The 16,276-nt window shown below is 63.5% G+C and carries 13 protein-coding genes; 11 read left to right on the top strand and 2 right to left on the bottom strand.

The window, feature by feature from the left end; genetic code table 11:
- Nucleotides 1-1,959 (top strand): MacB family efflux pump subunit, encoded by a 1,959-nt coding sequence (locus AC19YX_RS02435; RefSeq protein WP_078473739.1) that lies wholly within the window; start codon nucleotides 1-3, stop codon nucleotides 1,957-1,959.
- Nucleotides 1,960-1,981: 22 nt separating this feature from the next.
- Here AC19YX_RS02435 and AC19YX_RS02430 read toward each other — a convergent pair whose 3' ends face one another.
- Both AC19YX_RS02430 and AC19YX_RS02425 read right to left on the bottom strand, forming a co-directional pair.
- Nucleotides 1,982-2,785: a helix-turn-helix transcriptional regulator gene (locus AC19YX_RS02430; RefSeq protein WP_500605584.1), complete on the bottom strand. Its 804-nt coding sequence runs from the start codon at nucleotides 2,783-2,785 to the stop codon at nucleotides 1,982-1,984.
- 244 nt (nucleotides 2,786-3,029) lie between these two features.
- Complete coding sequence (locus AC19YX_RS02425; protein WP_078473741.1) at nucleotides 3,030-3,980, bottom strand: DUF1853 family protein; 951 nt, start codon at nucleotides 3,978-3,980, stop codon at nucleotides 3,030-3,032.
- A 104-nt stretch (nucleotides 3,981-4,084) separates the two neighbouring features.
- Here AC19YX_RS02425 and AC19YX_RS02420 point away from each other — a divergent pair, with 104 nt between their 5' ends.
- The 10 genes from AC19YX_RS02420 to AC19YX_RS02375 all read left to right on the top strand — a co-directional run bounded on the left by AC19YX_RS02420 (nucleotide 4,085) and on the right by AC19YX_RS02375 (nucleotide 16,204).
- Complete coding sequence (locus AC19YX_RS02420; protein ID WP_020296082.1) at nucleotides 4,085-4,975, top strand: NAD(+) kinase; 891 nt, start codon at nucleotides 4,085-4,087, stop codon at nucleotides 4,973-4,975.
- A complete protein-coding gene (locus AC19YX_RS02415) occupies nucleotides 4,972-5,946 on the top strand; it encodes a metallophosphoesterase (protein WP_178103002.1) in 975 nt (324 codons plus the stop codon). The genes AC19YX_RS02420 and AC19YX_RS02415 overlap by 4 nt, the downstream gene beginning before the upstream one ends.
- A complete protein-coding gene (locus tag AC19YX_RS02410) occupies nucleotides 5,943-6,815 on the top strand; it encodes a rhomboid family intramembrane serine protease (protein WP_078473743.1) in 873 nt (290 codons plus the stop codon). The genes AC19YX_RS02415 and AC19YX_RS02410 overlap by 4 nt, the downstream gene beginning before the upstream one ends.
- A gap of 16 nt (nucleotides 6,816-6,831) precedes the next feature.
- Entirely contained in the window at nucleotides 6,832-7,092 is a 261-nt protein-coding gene (locus AC19YX_RS02405; RefSeq protein WP_020296079.1) for a YeaC family protein, read from the top strand.
- Entirely contained in the window at nucleotides 7,089-7,919 is an 831-nt protein-coding gene (locus AC19YX_RS02400; protein ID WP_078473744.1) for a DUF2797 domain-containing protein, read from the top strand. The genes AC19YX_RS02405 and AC19YX_RS02400 overlap by 4 nt, the downstream gene beginning before the upstream one ends.
- Before the next feature lie 13 nt (nucleotides 7,920-7,932).
- A complete protein-coding gene (gene pepN, locus AC19YX_RS02395) occupies nucleotides 7,933-10,596 on the top strand; it encodes an aminopeptidase N (protein ID WP_500605583.1) in 2,664 nt (887 codons plus the stop codon).
- A 467-nt stretch (nucleotides 10,597-11,063) separates the two neighbouring features.
- Nucleotides 11,064-12,143 carry a WD40/YVTN/BNR-like repeat-containing protein gene (locus AC19YX_RS02390; protein WP_421547001.1) on the top strand — a complete coding sequence of 360 codons (1,080 nt, stop codon included), beginning with the start codon at nucleotides 11,064-11,066 and terminating at the stop codon, nucleotides 12,141-12,143.
- 31 nt (nucleotides 12,144-12,174) lie between these two features.
- Nucleotides 12,175-14,550, top strand: a complete 2,376-nt coding sequence (locus tag AC19YX_RS02385; protein WP_078473747.1) for an efflux RND transporter permease subunit — start codon at nucleotides 12,175-12,177, stop codon at nucleotides 14,548-14,550.
- A 198-nt stretch (nucleotides 14,551-14,748) separates the two neighbouring features.
- Nucleotides 14,749-15,042: a DUF5629 family protein gene (locus AC19YX_RS02380; RefSeq protein WP_078473748.1), complete on the top strand. Its 294-nt coding sequence runs from the start codon at nucleotides 14,749-14,751 to the stop codon at nucleotides 15,040-15,042.
- Nucleotides 15,029-16,204, top strand: a complete 1,176-nt coding sequence (locus AC19YX_RS02375) for a lactonase family protein (protein ID WP_500605582.1) — start codon at nucleotides 15,029-15,031, stop codon at nucleotides 16,202-16,204. Before AC19YX_RS02380 ends, AC19YX_RS02375 begins: the two co-directional genes overlap by 14 nt.
- The last annotated feature ends 72 nt before the right edge of the window (nucleotides 16,205-16,276 follow it).

The raw sequence follows: 16,276 nt of genomic DNA, 5'->3' as shown, positions 1-16,276 counted from the left end.
ATGAGCCAGCCACTGTTGCAGCTCAAGGGCATCACCCGTAGTTTCGTGGCCGGTGAAAAAGCCTTTGTCGCCCTGAAGAACATCGACCTGACCATCAACGCCGGGGAAATGGTGGCCATTACCGGCGCCTCGGGCTCGGGCAAGTCGACCCTGATGAATATCCTCGGCTGCCTGGACTACGCCACGGCCGGCAGCTACCAGGTCAACGGCCGGGAAACCCGCGACCTGGACAACCAGGAACTGGCCGAACTGCGGCGTGACTACTTCGGCTTTATCTTCCAGCGCTACCACCTGCTGCCGCACCTGAGCGCCCTGCACAACGTCGAGATGCCGGCGATCTACGCCGGCACCCCGGAGAGCCAGCGCCATCAGCGGGCCACCGAGTTGCTCGGGCGCCTGGGCCTGTCGGGGCATTTGCTGCATCGCCCCAACCAGCTGTCCGGCGGCCAGCAACAGCGGGTGAGTATTGCCCGGGCCCTGATGAATGGCGGCGAGGTCATCCTGGCCGACGAACCCACCGGTGCCCTCGATACCACCAGCGGCAAGGAGGTGATGAACATCCTGCTGGAGCTGCATGCCGCTGGGCACACGGTGATCATCGTCACCCATGACCCGAAGGTGGCGGCCAACGCCGAGCGCATCATCGAGGTCCGCGATGGCGAGATCATCAGCGATTGCAGGCACCCGCGCCCCGGGCCGGAGCTGCCGGAAGTACCGGCACTGCGCCTCAAGCCGGCGGGCACCCGGCGCCTGGTGGCCAGCCTCGGCCTGTTCAAGGAAGCCTTCGGCATGGCCTGGGTGGCGCTGGTGTCGCACCGCATGCGGACCTTGCTGACCATGCTCGGGATCATCATCGGCATCACCTCGGTGGTCTCCATCGTCGCCATCGGTGAAGGCGCCAAGCGCTATGTGCTCAAGGACATCCAGGCCATCGGCAGCAACACCATCGATGTGTTTCCCGGGGCCAGTTTCGGCGACAGCCGCGCCGCTGCCATCGAAACCCTGATGCCGGCCGATGCGACGGCCCTCAACCAGTTGTATTACGTCGACAGCGCGACCCCGGTGGTGGGGCGCAACCTGCTGCTGCGCTATCGCAATGTGGATGTCAACGCCACGGTCAATGGCGTCAGCGACCGCTATTTCCAGGTGCGTGGCCTGAAGATGCAGGCCGGCATCGCCTTCAGCGAAAGCGATGCGCGGCGCCAGGCCCAGGTGGTGGTGATCGACGACAACACCCGCAGCCGCCTGTTCGGCGCCGGGGTCGACCCCCTGGGTCAGGTGATCCTGGTGGGTTCGCTGCCGTGCACGGTGATCGGGGTGACGGCGGCGACCAAGAACATCTTCTCCGCGGCCAACACCCTGAGCGTCTGGGTGCCCTATGAAACCGCCGCCGGACGCCTGCTGGGCCAGCGCCACCTGGACAGCATCAGCGTGCGGATCAAGGACGGCCAGCCGAGCAAAGTTGTGGAGGACAACGTGACTCAGGTCATGTTGCAGCGCCACGGCACCAAGGACTTCTTCACCAACAACCTGGACAGCATCATGAAAACCGTGGACAAGACCAGCCGCTCCCTGGCCTTGCTGCTGTCGCTGATTGCCTTGATTTCGCTGCTGGTGGGCGGCATCGGGGTGATGAACATCATGCTGGTGTCGGTGACCGAACGGACCCGGGAAATCGGCATTCGCATGGCGGTGGGGGCGCGGCAGTCGGACATTCGCCAGCAGTTCCTGGTGGAGGCGGTGATGGTCTGCCTGATAGGCGGGGCGATCGGCATCGGTCTGTCGTTCGCCATCGGCTACCTGTTTTCACTGTTGGTCAAGGAGTGGCAGATGGTGTTTTCCCTGGGCTCGATCGTCACCGCGTTTGCCTGTTCCACGCTGATCGGCATCGTCTTCGGCTTTGTGCCGGCCCGCAATGCCGCGCGCCTGGACCCCATCGAGGCCCTGGCGCGGGATTGAGCCGAAGCGGCCCGGCCTGATCCTAGGCCAGGCCGCGAGCGGCGCAGGGGGCCGCGGCCTCATCGCCGGAGTACATCCAGCGCAGCAGCGAATTGCGGCCACTGATGCCCATCTTGATCGAGGCGCGCTTGAGGTAGCTTTCCACGGTGTTGACCTTGAGCCGGAACTGTTCCGCCAACTCCGGCGCGGTACGCCCGGCGAGCAGGCCGATGCAGACTTCCGTCTCCCGGTTCGACAGGCTCAGGCCCGATTGCTCCAGGCGTTCGGCAAAGCGCTGGCGCAGGTTTTCCAGGCCCTGGACCGTGGTCGTCGTCACCGGGCCCGCCTGGCAGGTGCTGCTGACGGGTTGCAGGGCGCTGATATGGGTTTCCACCATGGGCAGCAGCAGTGACGAAAAGTCCTGGAGGATGATGCGTTCCTGGGCGGAAAAGTTCGGCGCATGGGCGCAGCGGTACACCGAGATCATGTAGCGGTAGGCGTCGCGGTGACTGCTCAGGTGCATCTGTGCACTGGCCACCCCGGGCCGGGCAGGCGCGGCCTCGCGGTGCGCCGCTGCGGCGAAGCTGTCGCAGAGAGGCTGGTGGCTGCGTCGGTCGTACACCGTCGCGGCCAGCCATCCGGGCCCGCAGGTGTCGCCGGTGTCATTGGCGGCGCTGGCGTTGCGGCCGTGGGAAGGCGCTTCAGAGGCCAGCGGCAGGCGCCGGATGTGGGTCGCGTCCACCGCCAGCTGAGTCAATATCAGGGCATGCAGCATGCGGGGGAAGTTGCGGCTGCCGGTGCTGGCGATGACCTTGCCAATGTGGGGGAACAGCAGTTGTGAGTTCATTGGTTCATCCATGAGTCCAGGTGGCGGCGTCATTGCCTTTATAACCATGAGTTTTAAGAGGATGTCCTGACCCCTTGATCGAGCACGATAGTGAGTGCAGCCCTCGTATCCTAGTACAGGGTTTCGCGGTCGTTTGCTGCTGCAGCATAAATATGGACGAATGACCTGAGGCGGGCGTTAAGCCCCACTCAGCCGGGGGCGGGCGTGGGCCAAAGGGGGTGATCAATGGACGGGTGGCCGCCGCTCAAGCCTGCCCCGGCACGTTTGGCCACAGGTCGGCCACCAGGAACAGGCGCTCGGCTTCTTCCCAATGGGCCGGGGCTTTCTGCGTCAGGCGCACCAGCAATTGCGCCGGAGCATGGGGGTCGAGCTCGGCCAGCCAGTGTTCGAGCTGGGCCGGGCTCCAGGTCTGCTCGTCGGGGTAATGGGCCGGCGCCAGCCAGGCATGGCGCGGCAAGGGTTGCCAGCGCCCGGGTGGGCTCTGGGCCAGGAATGCCGGCCAGTCATGCTGGTGCAGCCAGCGTCCGTGCAGGTGCCGGGGGTGGGCGCCCAGCGGCGGATGGGCATGGCCGGGCCAGGGGTAGAGCAGGTAGCCGCCCAGCCACAGGTGGGCGCTGAAATGGGTGATGTCCAGGGCGGTCAGTACATCGAGGCTTTCCGGGCGGGCTGAAATCGGCAACTGGTGTTCGCACAAATGGGCCAGCTTGCGGTCCAGGCGGTCATGGCAGCCCGGGCCCAGCCACTGGGCGCTGTCTTCGCCGTTGCCGGCCTGCGGCCCGAGGTACAGCTTGATCGCCAGTTCCAGGTGATGCACGCCGTCGCGGTCGCGCAGCAGCATGTCCAGCTCGCCCAGGGTGTGCCCGGCACGGCGGATCGGCAGGTTGGCCGCGAGCAGCTCGACCCCCGGGGCATGGCGCACCGCGAATTGCCACAAGCGTTCGTAGTACAGGCCCAGGCGCCGGGTGGTGGCCAGGGCCAGCCAATGTTCCAGGGCGCGGTGGTCCTGGTCGAGTTGGCGCAGCCAGTGGGCCAGCAGTTCGGGCGCCTGCACCCAGTCGCTGCCGGCCAGTGGATGACGCTGGGGCCAGGGCGTGTGTTCGAGCATGGGCGGGGCGAGGATGACCCAGGCCAGGTCGCGCACCGCGGGGTGGCGCAACTGGCGGGGGAGGTCGAGCAAGCCGGGAAACAGGATCATTCTGCGAGCATAGCTCCTCGGAGGGTGGCTGAAAGGATTTTGTCTATGGCCGGCTTTCGCCCATAATCCCTCTTTTGCCCGCCCCAGAACCCTGCAGGAGCCCCATGGAGCAATTTCGCAATATCGGCATTATCGGTCGCCTGGGCAGTTCGCAGGTGCTTGACACAGTTCGCCGACTGAAAAGGTTTCTGCTCGAACGCCACCTGCACGTGATCCTCGAGGACACCATCGCCGACGTGCTGCCAGGCCACGGCCTGCAGACCTCGTCGCGCAAAATGCTCGGTGAAGTCTGCGACATGGTGATCGTGGTCGGCGGCGACGGCAGCCTGCTTGGCGCCGCCCGCGCCCTGGCCCGGCACAACACGCCGGTGCTGGGGATCAACCGCGGCAGCCTGGGCTTTTTGACCGATATTCGCCCGGACGAGCTGGAGATCAAGGTCGCCGAGGTGCTGGACGGCCACTACCTGGTGGAGAACCGCTTCCTGCTTCAGGCCGAAGTCCGCCGTCACGCCGAGGCCATCGGCCAGGGCGACGCGCTGAATGACGTGGTGCTGCACCCGGGCAAGTCGACGCGGATGATCGAATTCGAAATCTACATCGATGGCCAGTTCGTCTGCAGCCAGAAGGCCGACGGCCTGATCGTCGCCACGCCGACCGGTTCCACGGCCTATGCGCTGTCGGCCGGCGGGCCGATCATGCATCCCAAGCTCGATGCCATTGTGATTGTGCCGATGTACCCCCATACCTTGTCAGGCCGGCCAATTGTGGTCGATGGCAACAGTGAGCTGAAAATCGTCGTGTCCAAAGATATGCAGATCTATCCGCAAGTCTCCTGTGACGGGCAGAACCACTTTACCTGTGCGCCCGGCGACACCGTCACGGTCAGCAAGAAGGCGCAGAAGCTGCGCCTGATCCATCCGCTGGACCACAACTACTACGAGGTTTGCCGGACCAAACTCGGCTGGGGCAGCCGGCTGGGTGGTGGAGGCGACTGATGCTCGATCCCGCGCGAAGTTACGACCTGATCGGCGACGTGCACGGGTGCGCCCTGACCCTTGAGCACTTGCTCGACCGGCTCGGTTACCACAGGCAGGGTGGCGTCTGGCGGCACCCGTCACGCATGGCGGTGTTCCTCGGCGACATCATCGACCGCGGCCCGCGAATCCGCGAAGCGCTGCATATCGTCCACGACATGGTCGAGGCCGGCCAGGCGCTGTGCATCATGGGCAACCATGAATTCAATGCCCTGGGCTGGAGCACCCCGGCGCCTGCGGGCAGCGGCAAGCAGTTCGTGCGCGAGCACACGCCGCGCCACGCGCGCCTGCTCAGCGAGACCCTGAACCAGTTTGAGCAGCACCCCGGCGACTGGCATGACTTCCTCGGCTGGTTTTACAAGCTGCCGCTGTTCGTCGATGCCGGGCGTTTTCGCGTGGTGCACGCCTGCTGGGATGCGGGGCTGATTGCGCCCCTGCGCGCGCAGTACCCCAACGGCTGCATCGACGAGGTGTTCCTCCAGGCCTCGGCGCTCCCCGACAGCTTCGCCAGCCTGGCCTTCGACCGCCTGCTGCGTGGCACCGACATGCGCCTGCCCCATGGCCAGACCATGACCAGCGGCGATGGCCTGACCCGTTCGTTCTTTCGCACCAAGTTCTGGGAAGACGACCCGCAGACCTACGGCGACATCGTGTTCCAGCCCGATGCGCTGCCGGAGCCGGTGGCCTGCATGCCGCTGTCCTCCAGTGAAAAAAGCAACCTGTTGCGCTACGCCAGCGACGAGCCGTTGCTGTTCGTTGGCCACTACTGGCGCAGCGGCAAACCGGCGCCGTTGCGCGCCAACCTGGCGTGCCTGGACTACAGTGCCGTGCTCTACGGCAAGCTGGTGGCCTATCGCCTGGACCAGGAAACCCGCCTGGATCCACATAAATTCGTCTGGGTCGATGTTGAGCGGCCGGAGGCTCTGGGATGAGTGCTGTTGCAGTATTGCGTCTACCGCTGGCGGTGGATTTGAGCGGTTTTGTCACCTTGCTGCAGCGTATGCAGGTGCCGCACCGGGTCAGCGAAGAGGCGGGCGAGCAGGTACTGTGGGTGCCGGACTCGATCAGTGCCGATGTGCGTGCGTTGTACGAGCGCTTTCCCGGCGGCGACCCCGAGCAGCAGCTGGACCTGCCGCAAGTGCCGACCGCTGGCGCGCGCCCGGGCTTCAAGGAACAGTTGCGCCGCAGCCCGATGACCGCCCTGGTGCTGCTGGCGAGCCTGATCGTGTGCGCGGTGACCCTGTTGGGCGACAACCTGGACACCCTGCGCTGGCTGACCTTTCTCGAGTTTCGCGTCACCGGCGACTACATCCAGTTCACGCCTCTGGCCGACAGCCTGGCAGCAGGGCAGTGGTGGCGTCTGGTGACGCCGATGCTGATCCACTTCGGTTTCCTGCACATCGCCATGAACGGCATGTGGTACTGGGAGCTGGGGCGGCGCATCGAGTTGCGCCAGGGCAGCATCAACCTGCTGGGCCTGACCCTGCTGTTCAGCCTGGTTTCGAACTTCGCCCAATACTATTTCAGCGGCCCGACCCTGTTCGGCGGCCTGTCCGGGGTCCTGTACGGTCTGCTCGGGCATTGCTGGATCTATCAATTGCTGGCGCCCAACCCGATCTATCGCCTGCCGCGCGGCGTGCTGGTGATGATGCTGGTGTGGTTGCTGCTGTGCCTGTCCGGGCTGGTCTCGATGATCGGTTTCGGGGAAATCGCCAATGCCGCCCACGTCGGCGGGTTGCTCGTCGGATGCCTCACAGGTTTGTTGGGTGGCTTGTATGGCCGCCGTAAACTGGCCCTTTAATGCTGGAGACCGTTGCATGTCCTCTTTTGTAGAAATGATCGAAAACATCACCCCGGAGATCTACCAGAGCCTCAAGCTCGCGGTGGAAATCGGCAAATGGTCCGACGGCCGCAAGCTCACCGCCGAACAGCGTGAACTGTCGTTGCAGGCGGTCATCGCCTGGGAAATGCAGAACCTGCCCGAGGAAGAGCGCACCGGCTACATGGGGCCGCAGGAATGCTCGTCGAAGTCGGCGCCGGTGCCGAACATCCTGTTCAAGTCGGATGCCATCCATTGATTGAGATTGGCCGCGGTGCAATCAGCAAGATGTCGGCGCGCCTTGACGGGCCGAACGTTCAATACGCCTTTCGCCTGGGCGAGCAGGAGGTGCCGGTCAACCCGATGATCGGCACCCAGGTCCGCCTGGAGTTCCTCGGGGCGATCCACTGCTCCCATTGCGGACGCAAGACCAAGACCAGTTTCAGCCAGGGTTACTGCTACCCGTGCATGACCAAGCTGGCCCAGTGCGACCTGTGCATCATGAGCCCGGAGCGTTGCCACTACGACGCCGGCACCTGCCGCGATCCGTCCTGGGGCGAGCAATTCTGCATGACCGACCACGTGGTCTATCTGGCCAACTCCTCGGGGGTCAAGGTCGGCATCACCCGCGCCACCCAGCTGCCGACCCGCTGGCTGGACCAGGGCGCGAGCCAGGCGCTGCCGATCATGCGCGTAGCCACCCGCCAGCAATCGGGCTTCGTCGAAGACCTGCTGCGCAGCCAGGTGGCCGACAAGACCAACTGGCGCGCCCTGCTCAAGGGCGACGCACCCGCCGTCGACCTGGTGGCCGTGCGCGAACAGTTGTTCGCCTCCTGCGCCGAGGGCCTGCAAGGTTTGCAGGAACGCTTCGGGCTGCAGGCGATCCAAGCGCTGAGCGATGTACAGCCGTTGGAAATCCGTTACCCGGTCGAGCAGTACCCGGCCAAGATCGTCAGCTTCAACCTGGACAAGAACCCGATTGCCGAAGGCACGTTGCTGGGGATCAAGGGCCAATACCTGATCTTCGACACGGGCGTGATCAATATTCGTAAATACACGGCCTATCAGCTCGCCGTGCATCAGTAGAAGGATTCGAACCATGCGCACCGATCAACCGAAGATGATTTACCTGAAGGACTATCAGGCGCCCGAGTACCTGATCGACGAGACGCACCTGACCTTCGAGTTGTTCGAGGACCACAGCCTGGTCCATGCGCAACTGGTGATGCGGCGCAACCCGGCACGCGGCGCCGGTCTGCCGCCGCTGGTGCTGGACGGCCAGTTGCTGGAGTTGCTGTCGGTCAGCCTGGGCGATCGCGAACTGAGCGCCGCCGACTACCAGCTCGACGACAGCCACCTGACCCTGCAACCGACGGCCGAGCGCTTCACTGTCGACACCAGCGTGCGCATTCATCCGGAAACCAACACCGCCCTGGAAGGCCTGTACAAATCCAGCGGCATGTTCTGCACCCAGTGCGAGGCCGAAGGCTTTCGCAAGATCACCTATTACCTCGATCGCCCGGACGTGATGAGCAGGTTCACCACCACCGTGTCGGCCGAGCAGCACAGCTACCCGGTGCTGCTGTCCAACGGCAACCCGATTGCCAGTGGCCCCGGCGAAGACGGCCGGCACTGGGCGACCTGGGAAGACCCGTTCATGAAGCCGGCCTACCTGTTCGCCCTGGTGGCCGGTGACCTGTGGTGCGTCGAAGACAGCTTCACCACCATGAGCCAGCGCAACGTGGCGCTGCGCATTTATGTCGAGCCGGAAAACATCGACAAGTGCCAGCACGCCATGAACAGCCTGAAGAAATCCATGCGCTGGGATGAAGAGACCTACGGTCGCGAGTACGACCTCGACATCTTCATGATCGTGGCGGTCAATGACTTCAACATGGGTGCCATGGAGAACAAGGGCCTCAATATCTTCAACTCCAGCGCCGTGCTGGCCCGCGCCGAAACCGCGACCGACGCTGCGCACCAGCGGGTCGAGGCGATCGTCGCCCACGAATACTTCCACAACTGGTCGGGCAACCGCGTGACCTGCCGCGACTGGTTCCAGCTGTCGCTCAAGGAAGGTTTTACCGTGTTCCGCGATGCCGGGTTCTCCTCGGACATGAACTCGCCGACAGTCAAGCGCATCCAGGATGTGGCGTACCTGCGGACCCACCAGTTCGCCGAAGACGGCGGCCCCATGGCCCATGCCGTGCGCCCGGAAAGCTTTATCGAGATTTCCAACTTCTACACCCTGACCGTGTACGAGAAGGGCTCGGAAGTCGTCGGCATGATCCGCACCCTGGTGGGCGCCGAGGGCTTTCGCAAGGGCAGCGACCTGTATTTCGAGCGCCACGATGGCCAAGCCGTGACCTGCGATGACTTCATCAAGGCCATGGAAGATGCCAACGGCGTCGACCTGACCCAGTTCAAGCGCTGGTACAGCCAGGCCGGCACACCACGCCTGGCCGTCAGCGAAGCCTATGACCCGGCGGCCAAGACCTACAGCCTGACCTTCCGCCAGAGCTGCCCGGCGACCCCGGACAAGGTCGAGAAACTGCCGTTTGTGATTCCCGTGGCCCTGGGCCTGCTCGATAGCACCGGTGCCGACATCGCCCTGCGCCTGGTCGGTGAAGCCACCGCCCAGGGCACGTCCCGTGTGTTGTCGGTGACCGAGGCCGAGCAGACTTTTACCTTCGTCGACATCGCCGAACAGCCGTTGCCGTCGCTGCTGCGGGGATTCTCGGCCCCGGTGAAGCTGAGCTTCCCCTACAGCCGCGACCAGTTGATGTTCCTCATGCAACACGACAGCGACGGTTTCAACCGTTGGGACGCCGGCCAGCAATTGTCGGTGCAGGTGTTGCAGGAGCTGATCGCTCAGCAGCAGAAGGGCGAAGCCCTGGCGATGGACCCGCGCCTGGTCACGGCGCTGCGCAGCGTATTGACCGATGACAGCCTGGATCAGGCCATGGTCGCGGAAATGCTCTCGCTGCCGGGCGAGGCCTACCTCACCGAAATCAGCGAAGTGGCCGACGTCGAGGCCATCCACGCTGCCCGCGAATTTGCCCGCCGGCAGTTGGCCGATGAGCTGTTCGAGCCTTTGTGGCAGCGTTATCAGACCAATCGCGAAGTGTCCAAACGCACGCCTTATGTGGCCGAGGCGGAACATTTCGCCCGACGTGCATTGCAGAACATTGCCCTGTCGTACGTGATGGTCAGCCGCAAGCCGGAGTTCCTGGTGCCGGCGGCGGCCAAGGAGCAGTTCGAGCACGCCGATAACATGACCGAACGCCTGACCGCACTGGCGGTGCTGGTCAATTCCCCTTACGAGGAAGAAAAGGCCTGGGCCCTGGAACTGTTCGCCGAGAACTTCAAGGACAACCCGCTGGTCATGGATCAATGGTTCAGCGTCCAGGCCGCCAGCGCTCTGCCGGGTGGCCTGGCGCGGGTCAAGGCGCTGATGCAGCACCCGGCGTTCAACATCAAGAACCCGAACAAGGTGCGGGCGCTGATCGGTGCTTTCGCCGGGCAGAACCTGATCAACTTCCATGCGGCGGATGGCTCCGGCTACCGCTTCCTGGCGGACCTGGTGATCGAGCTCAACGCCTTTAACCCGCAGATCGCCTCGCGCCAGCTGGCGCCGCTGACCCGCTGGCGCAAATACGACAGTGCCCGCCAGGCACTGATGAAAGCCGAACTGGAACGCATCCGCGCCTCGGGCGAACTGTCCAGCGACGTGTTTGAAGTCGTGAGCAAAAGCCTGGCCTGATCGGTTGACACCGCAAGCCCCGCCCGGTCGCCCCGGGCGGGGCTTTTTCATGCCGCAAGATCCAAGCCCGCCGTTGCCGCTGCCGAGGCACGAGGCTGCACTGGCCCTGATGAGCGCCGCTGTTCCCCAGGCATATCAACAGTGCTGCAGATGAGCAGCGTCTGAACCCGGCCCGAGCCTGGCGACAGCGGCTACAGATAACCTCTGCAAATTATCCGGCGGCTTGTGTTTATCAGGGCGACGAATGGCAGGCCATTCAGCTATCGTCTCATCGCCTCGAGTTAACAAAAGATAACGCGGTGTCGATTGTCAGACCTTTCCAAAGCCCGATAGGATAGATCTGCTTCCGAAGGGGCTCTAGATTGCAGGTTTCAGGACGGTATCCGGGATCAGTCAATCGTCAGGCACGCCCTGCGCGGCGCCCTTAAAGGTTGAATGACCTAACAATAATAATGGGGGAAAGGTCTATGAGTGAGCCTGTCATGGGTGTGGGTTGTTGCCGCCCGCCGGCCTTACGCAGATTCGCGTTGCTGGCTACAGCGCTCTCGCTGTTGGGGGTTGCCGCGTTGTCGGTCCCCGTCCAGGCTGCCGATACGGCGGCAGTCGCTGTTGCGACAACCGATGCCGCCGCTGCTGCGGTCTATTCCACCGAGTCGGCCAAGGCTGCCAAAAGCCTGATGCTCGACGTCGTGCACGCCGGCAAACGCCTGGTGGCGGTCGGCGACCGTGGGCACATTCTCTATTCCGACGACCAGGGCCAGACCTGGACCCAGGCCAAGGTGCCGACCCGGCAACTGCTGACGGCGGTGTACTTCGTCGACGACAAGCTGGGCTGGGCCGTCGGCCACGATGCGCAGATCCTCGCCAGCACAGACGGTGGCGCCACCTGGATCAAACAATTCGAAGACCTCAAGCGTGAAGCGCCGTTGCTCGACGTCTGGTTCAAGGACGCCAGTACCGGCTTTGCCGTGGGTGCCTACGGCGCCTTGCTGGAAACCACCGATGGCGGCCAGCACTGGGAAGACGCCAGCGACCGCCTGGACAACGAAGACCAGTACCACCTCAACGCGATTGCCGCGGTGAAGGACGCGGGGCTGGTGATTGTCGGCGAGCAGGGCAGTCTGTTTCGTTCCGCCGACTGGGGCCAGACCTGGGAGCGCCTCGAAGGCCCGTACCACGGCTCGCTGTTCGGCGTGATCGGCACCGCCGAAGCCAATACCCTGCTGATCTACGGCTTGCGCGGCAACCTGTACCGTTCCACCGACTTCGGCAGCACCTGGGACCAGGTCGAGCTCAACGCCGCTCGTGGTGCCCTGGAGTTCGGCCTGTCGGGCGCGACCCTGCTCGACGACGGCACCCTGGTGATCGTCGGCAACGGCGGCAGTGTGGTGCAAAGCCATGACCACGGCCTGACCTTCAGCGTCTTCAACCGTCCCGACCGCATCTCCTTGTCGGCGGTGACGGCCGCGGGCGACGGCAATTTGATTCTGGTGGGGCAGGGTGGCGTACGCACGACCTCGCCGACAGGCGCTGAGCTGAGCAAATGAGCCGGGCACATAATAAGAAGGCGGGGACATCATGAGCAGTCATCATCAAGACAAGGCGACGTTTCTCGAGCGCCTGATTTTCAACAACCGCCCGGCAGTGATCCTGATTTGCCTGGTGGTGAGTATTTTCCTGTTCTGGCAGGCGACGCTGATCCGGCCGTCCACCAGCTTTGAAAAAATGATCCCGCTCAAGCATCCCTTCATTGAAAAAATGATGGAGCACCGCAACGACCTGGCGAACCTGGGCAACACCGTGCGCATTTCGGTGGAGGCCAAGGACGGTGACATCTTCAGCAAGGAGTACATGGAGACCCTGCGGCAAATCAACGACGAGGTGTTCTACATCTCCGGCGTCGATCGCTCGGGCCTCAAGTCGCTGTGGAGCCCCAGCGTGCGCTGGACCGAAGTCACCGAAGAGGGGTTTGCCGGCGGTGAGGTGATCCCGCAGAGTTACGACGGTTCGGCCGACAGCCTGGAGCAGTTGCGCAATAACGTGCTCAAGTCCGGGCAGGTCGGGCGCCTGGTGTCCAACGACTTCAAGTCGAGCATCGTCGACATTCCGCTGCTGGAGTCCTACCCGGACCCGCAGGACCAGGGCAAGTTGCTGGCCCTGGACTACCAGAAGTTCTCCCACGAACTGGAAGACAAGATCCGCAACAAGTTCGAGGCGCAGAACCCAAATGTGAAGATCCACATCGTCGGTTTCGCCAAGAAAGTCGGCGACCTGATCGATGGCCTGATCATGGTGGTGATGTTCTTCGGTATCGCCTTCGTCATCACCCTGGTGCTGCTGTACTGGTTCACCTGGTGCATCCGCAGCACCATCGCGGTACTGATCACCACCCTGGTGGCGGTGGTCTGGCAGTTGGGGTTGATGCACGCCTTCGGTTTCGGGCTGGACCCGTATTCGATGCTGGTGCCGTTCCTGATCTTCGCCATCGGCATTTCCCACGGGGTGCAGAAGATCAACGGCATCGCCCTGCAATCCAGCGGGGCGGATAACGCCCTGACGGCGGCCAGGCGAACGTTCCGCCAACTGTTCCTGCCGGGGATGATCGCGATCCTGGCCGACGCGGTGGGCTTTATCACGTTGCTGATCATCGATATCGGGGTGATCCGCGAGCTGGCCATCGGCGCGTCGATCGGCGTGGCGGTGATTGTGTTCACCAACCTGATTCTGTTGCCGGTGGCGATTTCCTATGTCGGCATCAGTAAGCGGGCGATCGAACGCAGCAAGAAAGACGCGACCCGCGAGCATTCGTTCTGGCGCCTGCTGTCGAACTTTGCCAGCCCGAAAGTCGCACCGGTGTCCATCGCCCTGGCCCTGGTGGCCTTCGGTGGCGGCCTCTGGTACAGCCAGAACCTGAAGATCGGCGACCTCGATCAGGGCGCGCCGGAACTGCGTCCGGACTCGCGCTACAACAAGGACAACAGCTTCATCATCAATAATTACTCCACCAGCTCCGACGTCCTGGTGGTGATGGTCAAGACTGCCGCCGAAGGCTGTTCGCGCTACGAGGCCATGGCGCCGATCGACGAGCTGATGTGGAAGATGCAGAACACCGAGGGCGTGCAGTCGGCGATCTCCTTGGTGACCGTGTCCAAGCAGATGATCAAGGGCATGAACGAAGGCAACCTGAAATGGGAGACCCTGTCGCGCAACCCGGACGTACTCAACAACTCCATCTCCCGTGCCGATGGTCTGTACAACAACAACTGCTCATTGGCGCCGGTGCTGATCTTCCTCAATGACCACAAGGCCGCGACCCTCGACCGGGCGGTGCATGCGGTGCAGGAGTTCGCCAACGAGCACAACAAGGATGGCCTGGAGTTCCTGCTGGCTGCGGGGAACGCCGGTATCGAAGCCGCGACCAACGAAGTGATCAAGGAGTCGGAGCTGATCATCCTGATCCTGGTCTACATCTGCGTCGCCACTATGTGCATGATCACCTTCCGTTCCTGGGCGGCGACCCTGTGCATTGTGCTGCCACTGGTGCTGACCTCGGTGCTGGGTAACGCGCTGATGGCGTTCATGGGCATCGGGGTCAAGGTGGCGACCCTGCCGGTGGTAGCGCTCGGGGTGGGGATCGGGGTCGACTACGGCATCTATATCTACAGCCGCCTGGAAAGCTTCCTGCGCGCCGGCCTGCCGCTGCAAGAGGCCTACTACCAGACGCTGAAATCCACCGGCAAGGCCGTGCTCTTCACCGGCCTGTGCCTGGCCATTGGCGTGGCGACCTGGATCTTCTCGGCAATCAAGTTTCAGGCCGACATGGGCTTGATGCTGACCTTCATGCTGCTGTGGAACATGTTCGGCGCGCTGTGGCTGCTGCCAGCGCTGGCACGCTTCCTGATCAAACCGGAGAAACTGGCCGGGCAGAAGGGCAACTCGCTGTTCGCCCACTGACGGCCCGCCGTCCAACAAGCCGCAACCCAGGTTGCGGCTTTTTTATGCCCCCAGTGCGGCCCATGTCCACCTGACACGCCACGGCGTTCATTCCAGCCAGCGCAGCCTCGCGGGCTCGGCAGCGGCTACAGCTTCGCGCGACTCTTTTAGGTCGGCCGGGGTCTGAGCAGCTATCATTGCGGCTTTCCCTTTTGATGATTGACTGCCATGACCGCTACTTTGCTCACCGCCCTTGAAACCTGCGACATGCTGGAGATCGACGGCCTGCATGCCTTTGATTTCTCCCTCGACGACCAGCAGTTGCTGATCGAATGCATGGACGGCCGGGCAGCCAAGCGCTGGAACTTCAGCCTGGCCCAGGTGCAGGCCGCAACCTTCGATGAGACCTTGCAAAGCTGGACCATCCTTGGCGATTCCGGCGAGCACCGCCTGGTGTGCATGAGCGCGTTCACTGCCCGCGATGATGAGGAAGAGCACGATGAAGATGCGTAGTTTCTGGCCTCTGCTGATGGCCGGCAGTGTCGGCGCCATGGGCGTCCAGGCGGCGCCTGTGGACAGCCACGAACTGTTGGTCGGTTCCTACACCCAGGGCACCAGCGAAGGGATCTACCGCCTGCAGTTCGACAGCAGCACCGGGCAGATCGCGGCCAAGGCGCTGCAAGTGGTGAAGAGCGCCAACCCGTCCTGGCTGACACTGTCCCGGGACCAGAAACTGCTGTTTGCGGTCAATGAAAACGGCCCCGGCCAGGCCGATCCGGTGGGCCGGGTCAGCAGCTTTCGCCTCGACCCCAAGAGCCACCAGCTGCGCCTGATCAATCAGGTGCAAAGCCTGGGCAATGAACCCACCCATTCCAGCCTCAGCGCCGATGGCCGCTATCTGTTCGTCGGCAACTACTCGGTGAGCGAAGACCCGGGCGGCAGCCTGGCGGTATTGCCGGTCAGCCCCGAGGGCAAGCTGTCGCCGCCGGTGCAACTGAGCAGCCACCCGGCGAGTCGGGTCAATCCGGAGCGTCAGGTTTCGGCCCACGTGCATTCCGTGGTCTCAGCCCCTGACGGGCAATTTGTCTTCGCCAATGACCTGGGCGCCGACAAGATCTTCGTCTACCGCTACGACCCCAAGGCCAACCCCGAGCTGCCGCTGACCGCCGCCAAGCCGGCCTTCGTCAGCCTGCCGCCGGGCAGCGGCCCGCGCCATCTGCTGTTCAGCGCCGATGGCAAGCACGCTTACCTGAGCATGGAAATGAGTGCCCAGGTCGCGGTGTTCGATTACCAGGCCGGGCAGTTGACCCAGCGCCAACTGGTCGACCTGGCCGCCGAGCAGCCGCCTGAGAAGCGCGCCGGTGCAGCCCTGCATGCCTCGGCGGACGGCAAGTTCCTGTATGTCAGCAATCGCGGCACCGCCAACGAGTTGCTGGTATTCGCCATCGACCCGGCTAGCGGCCAGCTCAAGGAACTGCAACGGCGCTCGGTCGAGGGCGACCATCCACGGGAGTTCAGCCTCGACCCCAGCGGCAAGTTCGTCTTGATCGCCAACCAGAAAAGCAACCAGATCGTGGTCGTCGAGCGCGACCGGAACACCGGCCTGCTGGGTAAAACCGTACAGAAACTGGCGTTCGATGCCCCCAGCGACATCAAGTTCCTGGTGCGTCAATAGGCCGCAGGCCCCGGTTTACGGGGCCTGCCTCCTTGTATTAATCCCACTGATATCCGCTACTTGTGCAATGAA

It is taken from the genome of Pseudomonas sp. MF09150, assembly GCF_059862355.1.
Note: the sequence above shows the minus strand (reverse complement) of the source record. Positions and strands in the feature narration are given on the sequence as shown.

Bases quoted from the DNA above. Each gene is read 5' to 3' on its own strand.
- AC19YX_RS02385 (WP_078473747.1), top strand. From the start codon at position 12,175: ATGAGCAGTCATCATCAAGACAAGGCGACGTTTCTCGAGCGCCTGATT.
- pepN (WP_500605583.1), top strand. From the start codon at position 7,933: ATGCGCACCGATCAACCGAAGATGATTTACCTGAAGGACTATCAGGCG.
- AC19YX_RS02375 (WP_500605582.1), top strand. From the start codon at position 15,029: ATGAAGATGCGTAGTTTCTGGCCTCTGCTGATGGCCGGCAGTGTCGGC.
- AC19YX_RS02420 (WP_020296082.1), top strand. From the start codon at position 4,085: ATGGAGCAATTTCGCAATATCGGCATTATCGGTCGCCTGGGCAGTTCG.
- AC19YX_RS02390 (WP_421547001.1), top strand. From the start codon at position 11,064: ATGAGTGAGCCTGTCATGGGTGTGGGTTGTTGCCGCCCGCCGGCCTTA.
- AC19YX_RS02405 (WP_020296079.1), top strand. From the start codon at position 6,832: ATGTCCTCTTTTGTAGAAATGATCGAAAACATCACCCCGGAGATCTAC.
- AC19YX_RS02410 (WP_078473743.1), top strand. From the start codon at position 5,943: ATGAGTGCTGTTGCAGTATTGCGTCTACCGCTGGCGGTGGATTTGAGC.
- AC19YX_RS02435 (WP_078473739.1), top strand. From the start codon at position 1: ATGAGCCAGCCACTGTTGCAGCTCAAGGGCATCACCCGTAGTTTCGTG.
- AC19YX_RS02425 (WP_078473741.1), bottom strand. From the start codon at position 3,980: ATGATCCTGTTTCCCGGCTTGCTCGACCTCCCCCGCCAGTTGCGCCAC.
- AC19YX_RS02430 (WP_500605584.1), bottom strand. From the start codon at position 2,785: ATGAACTCACAACTGCTGTTCCCCCACATTGGCAAGGTCATCGCCAGC.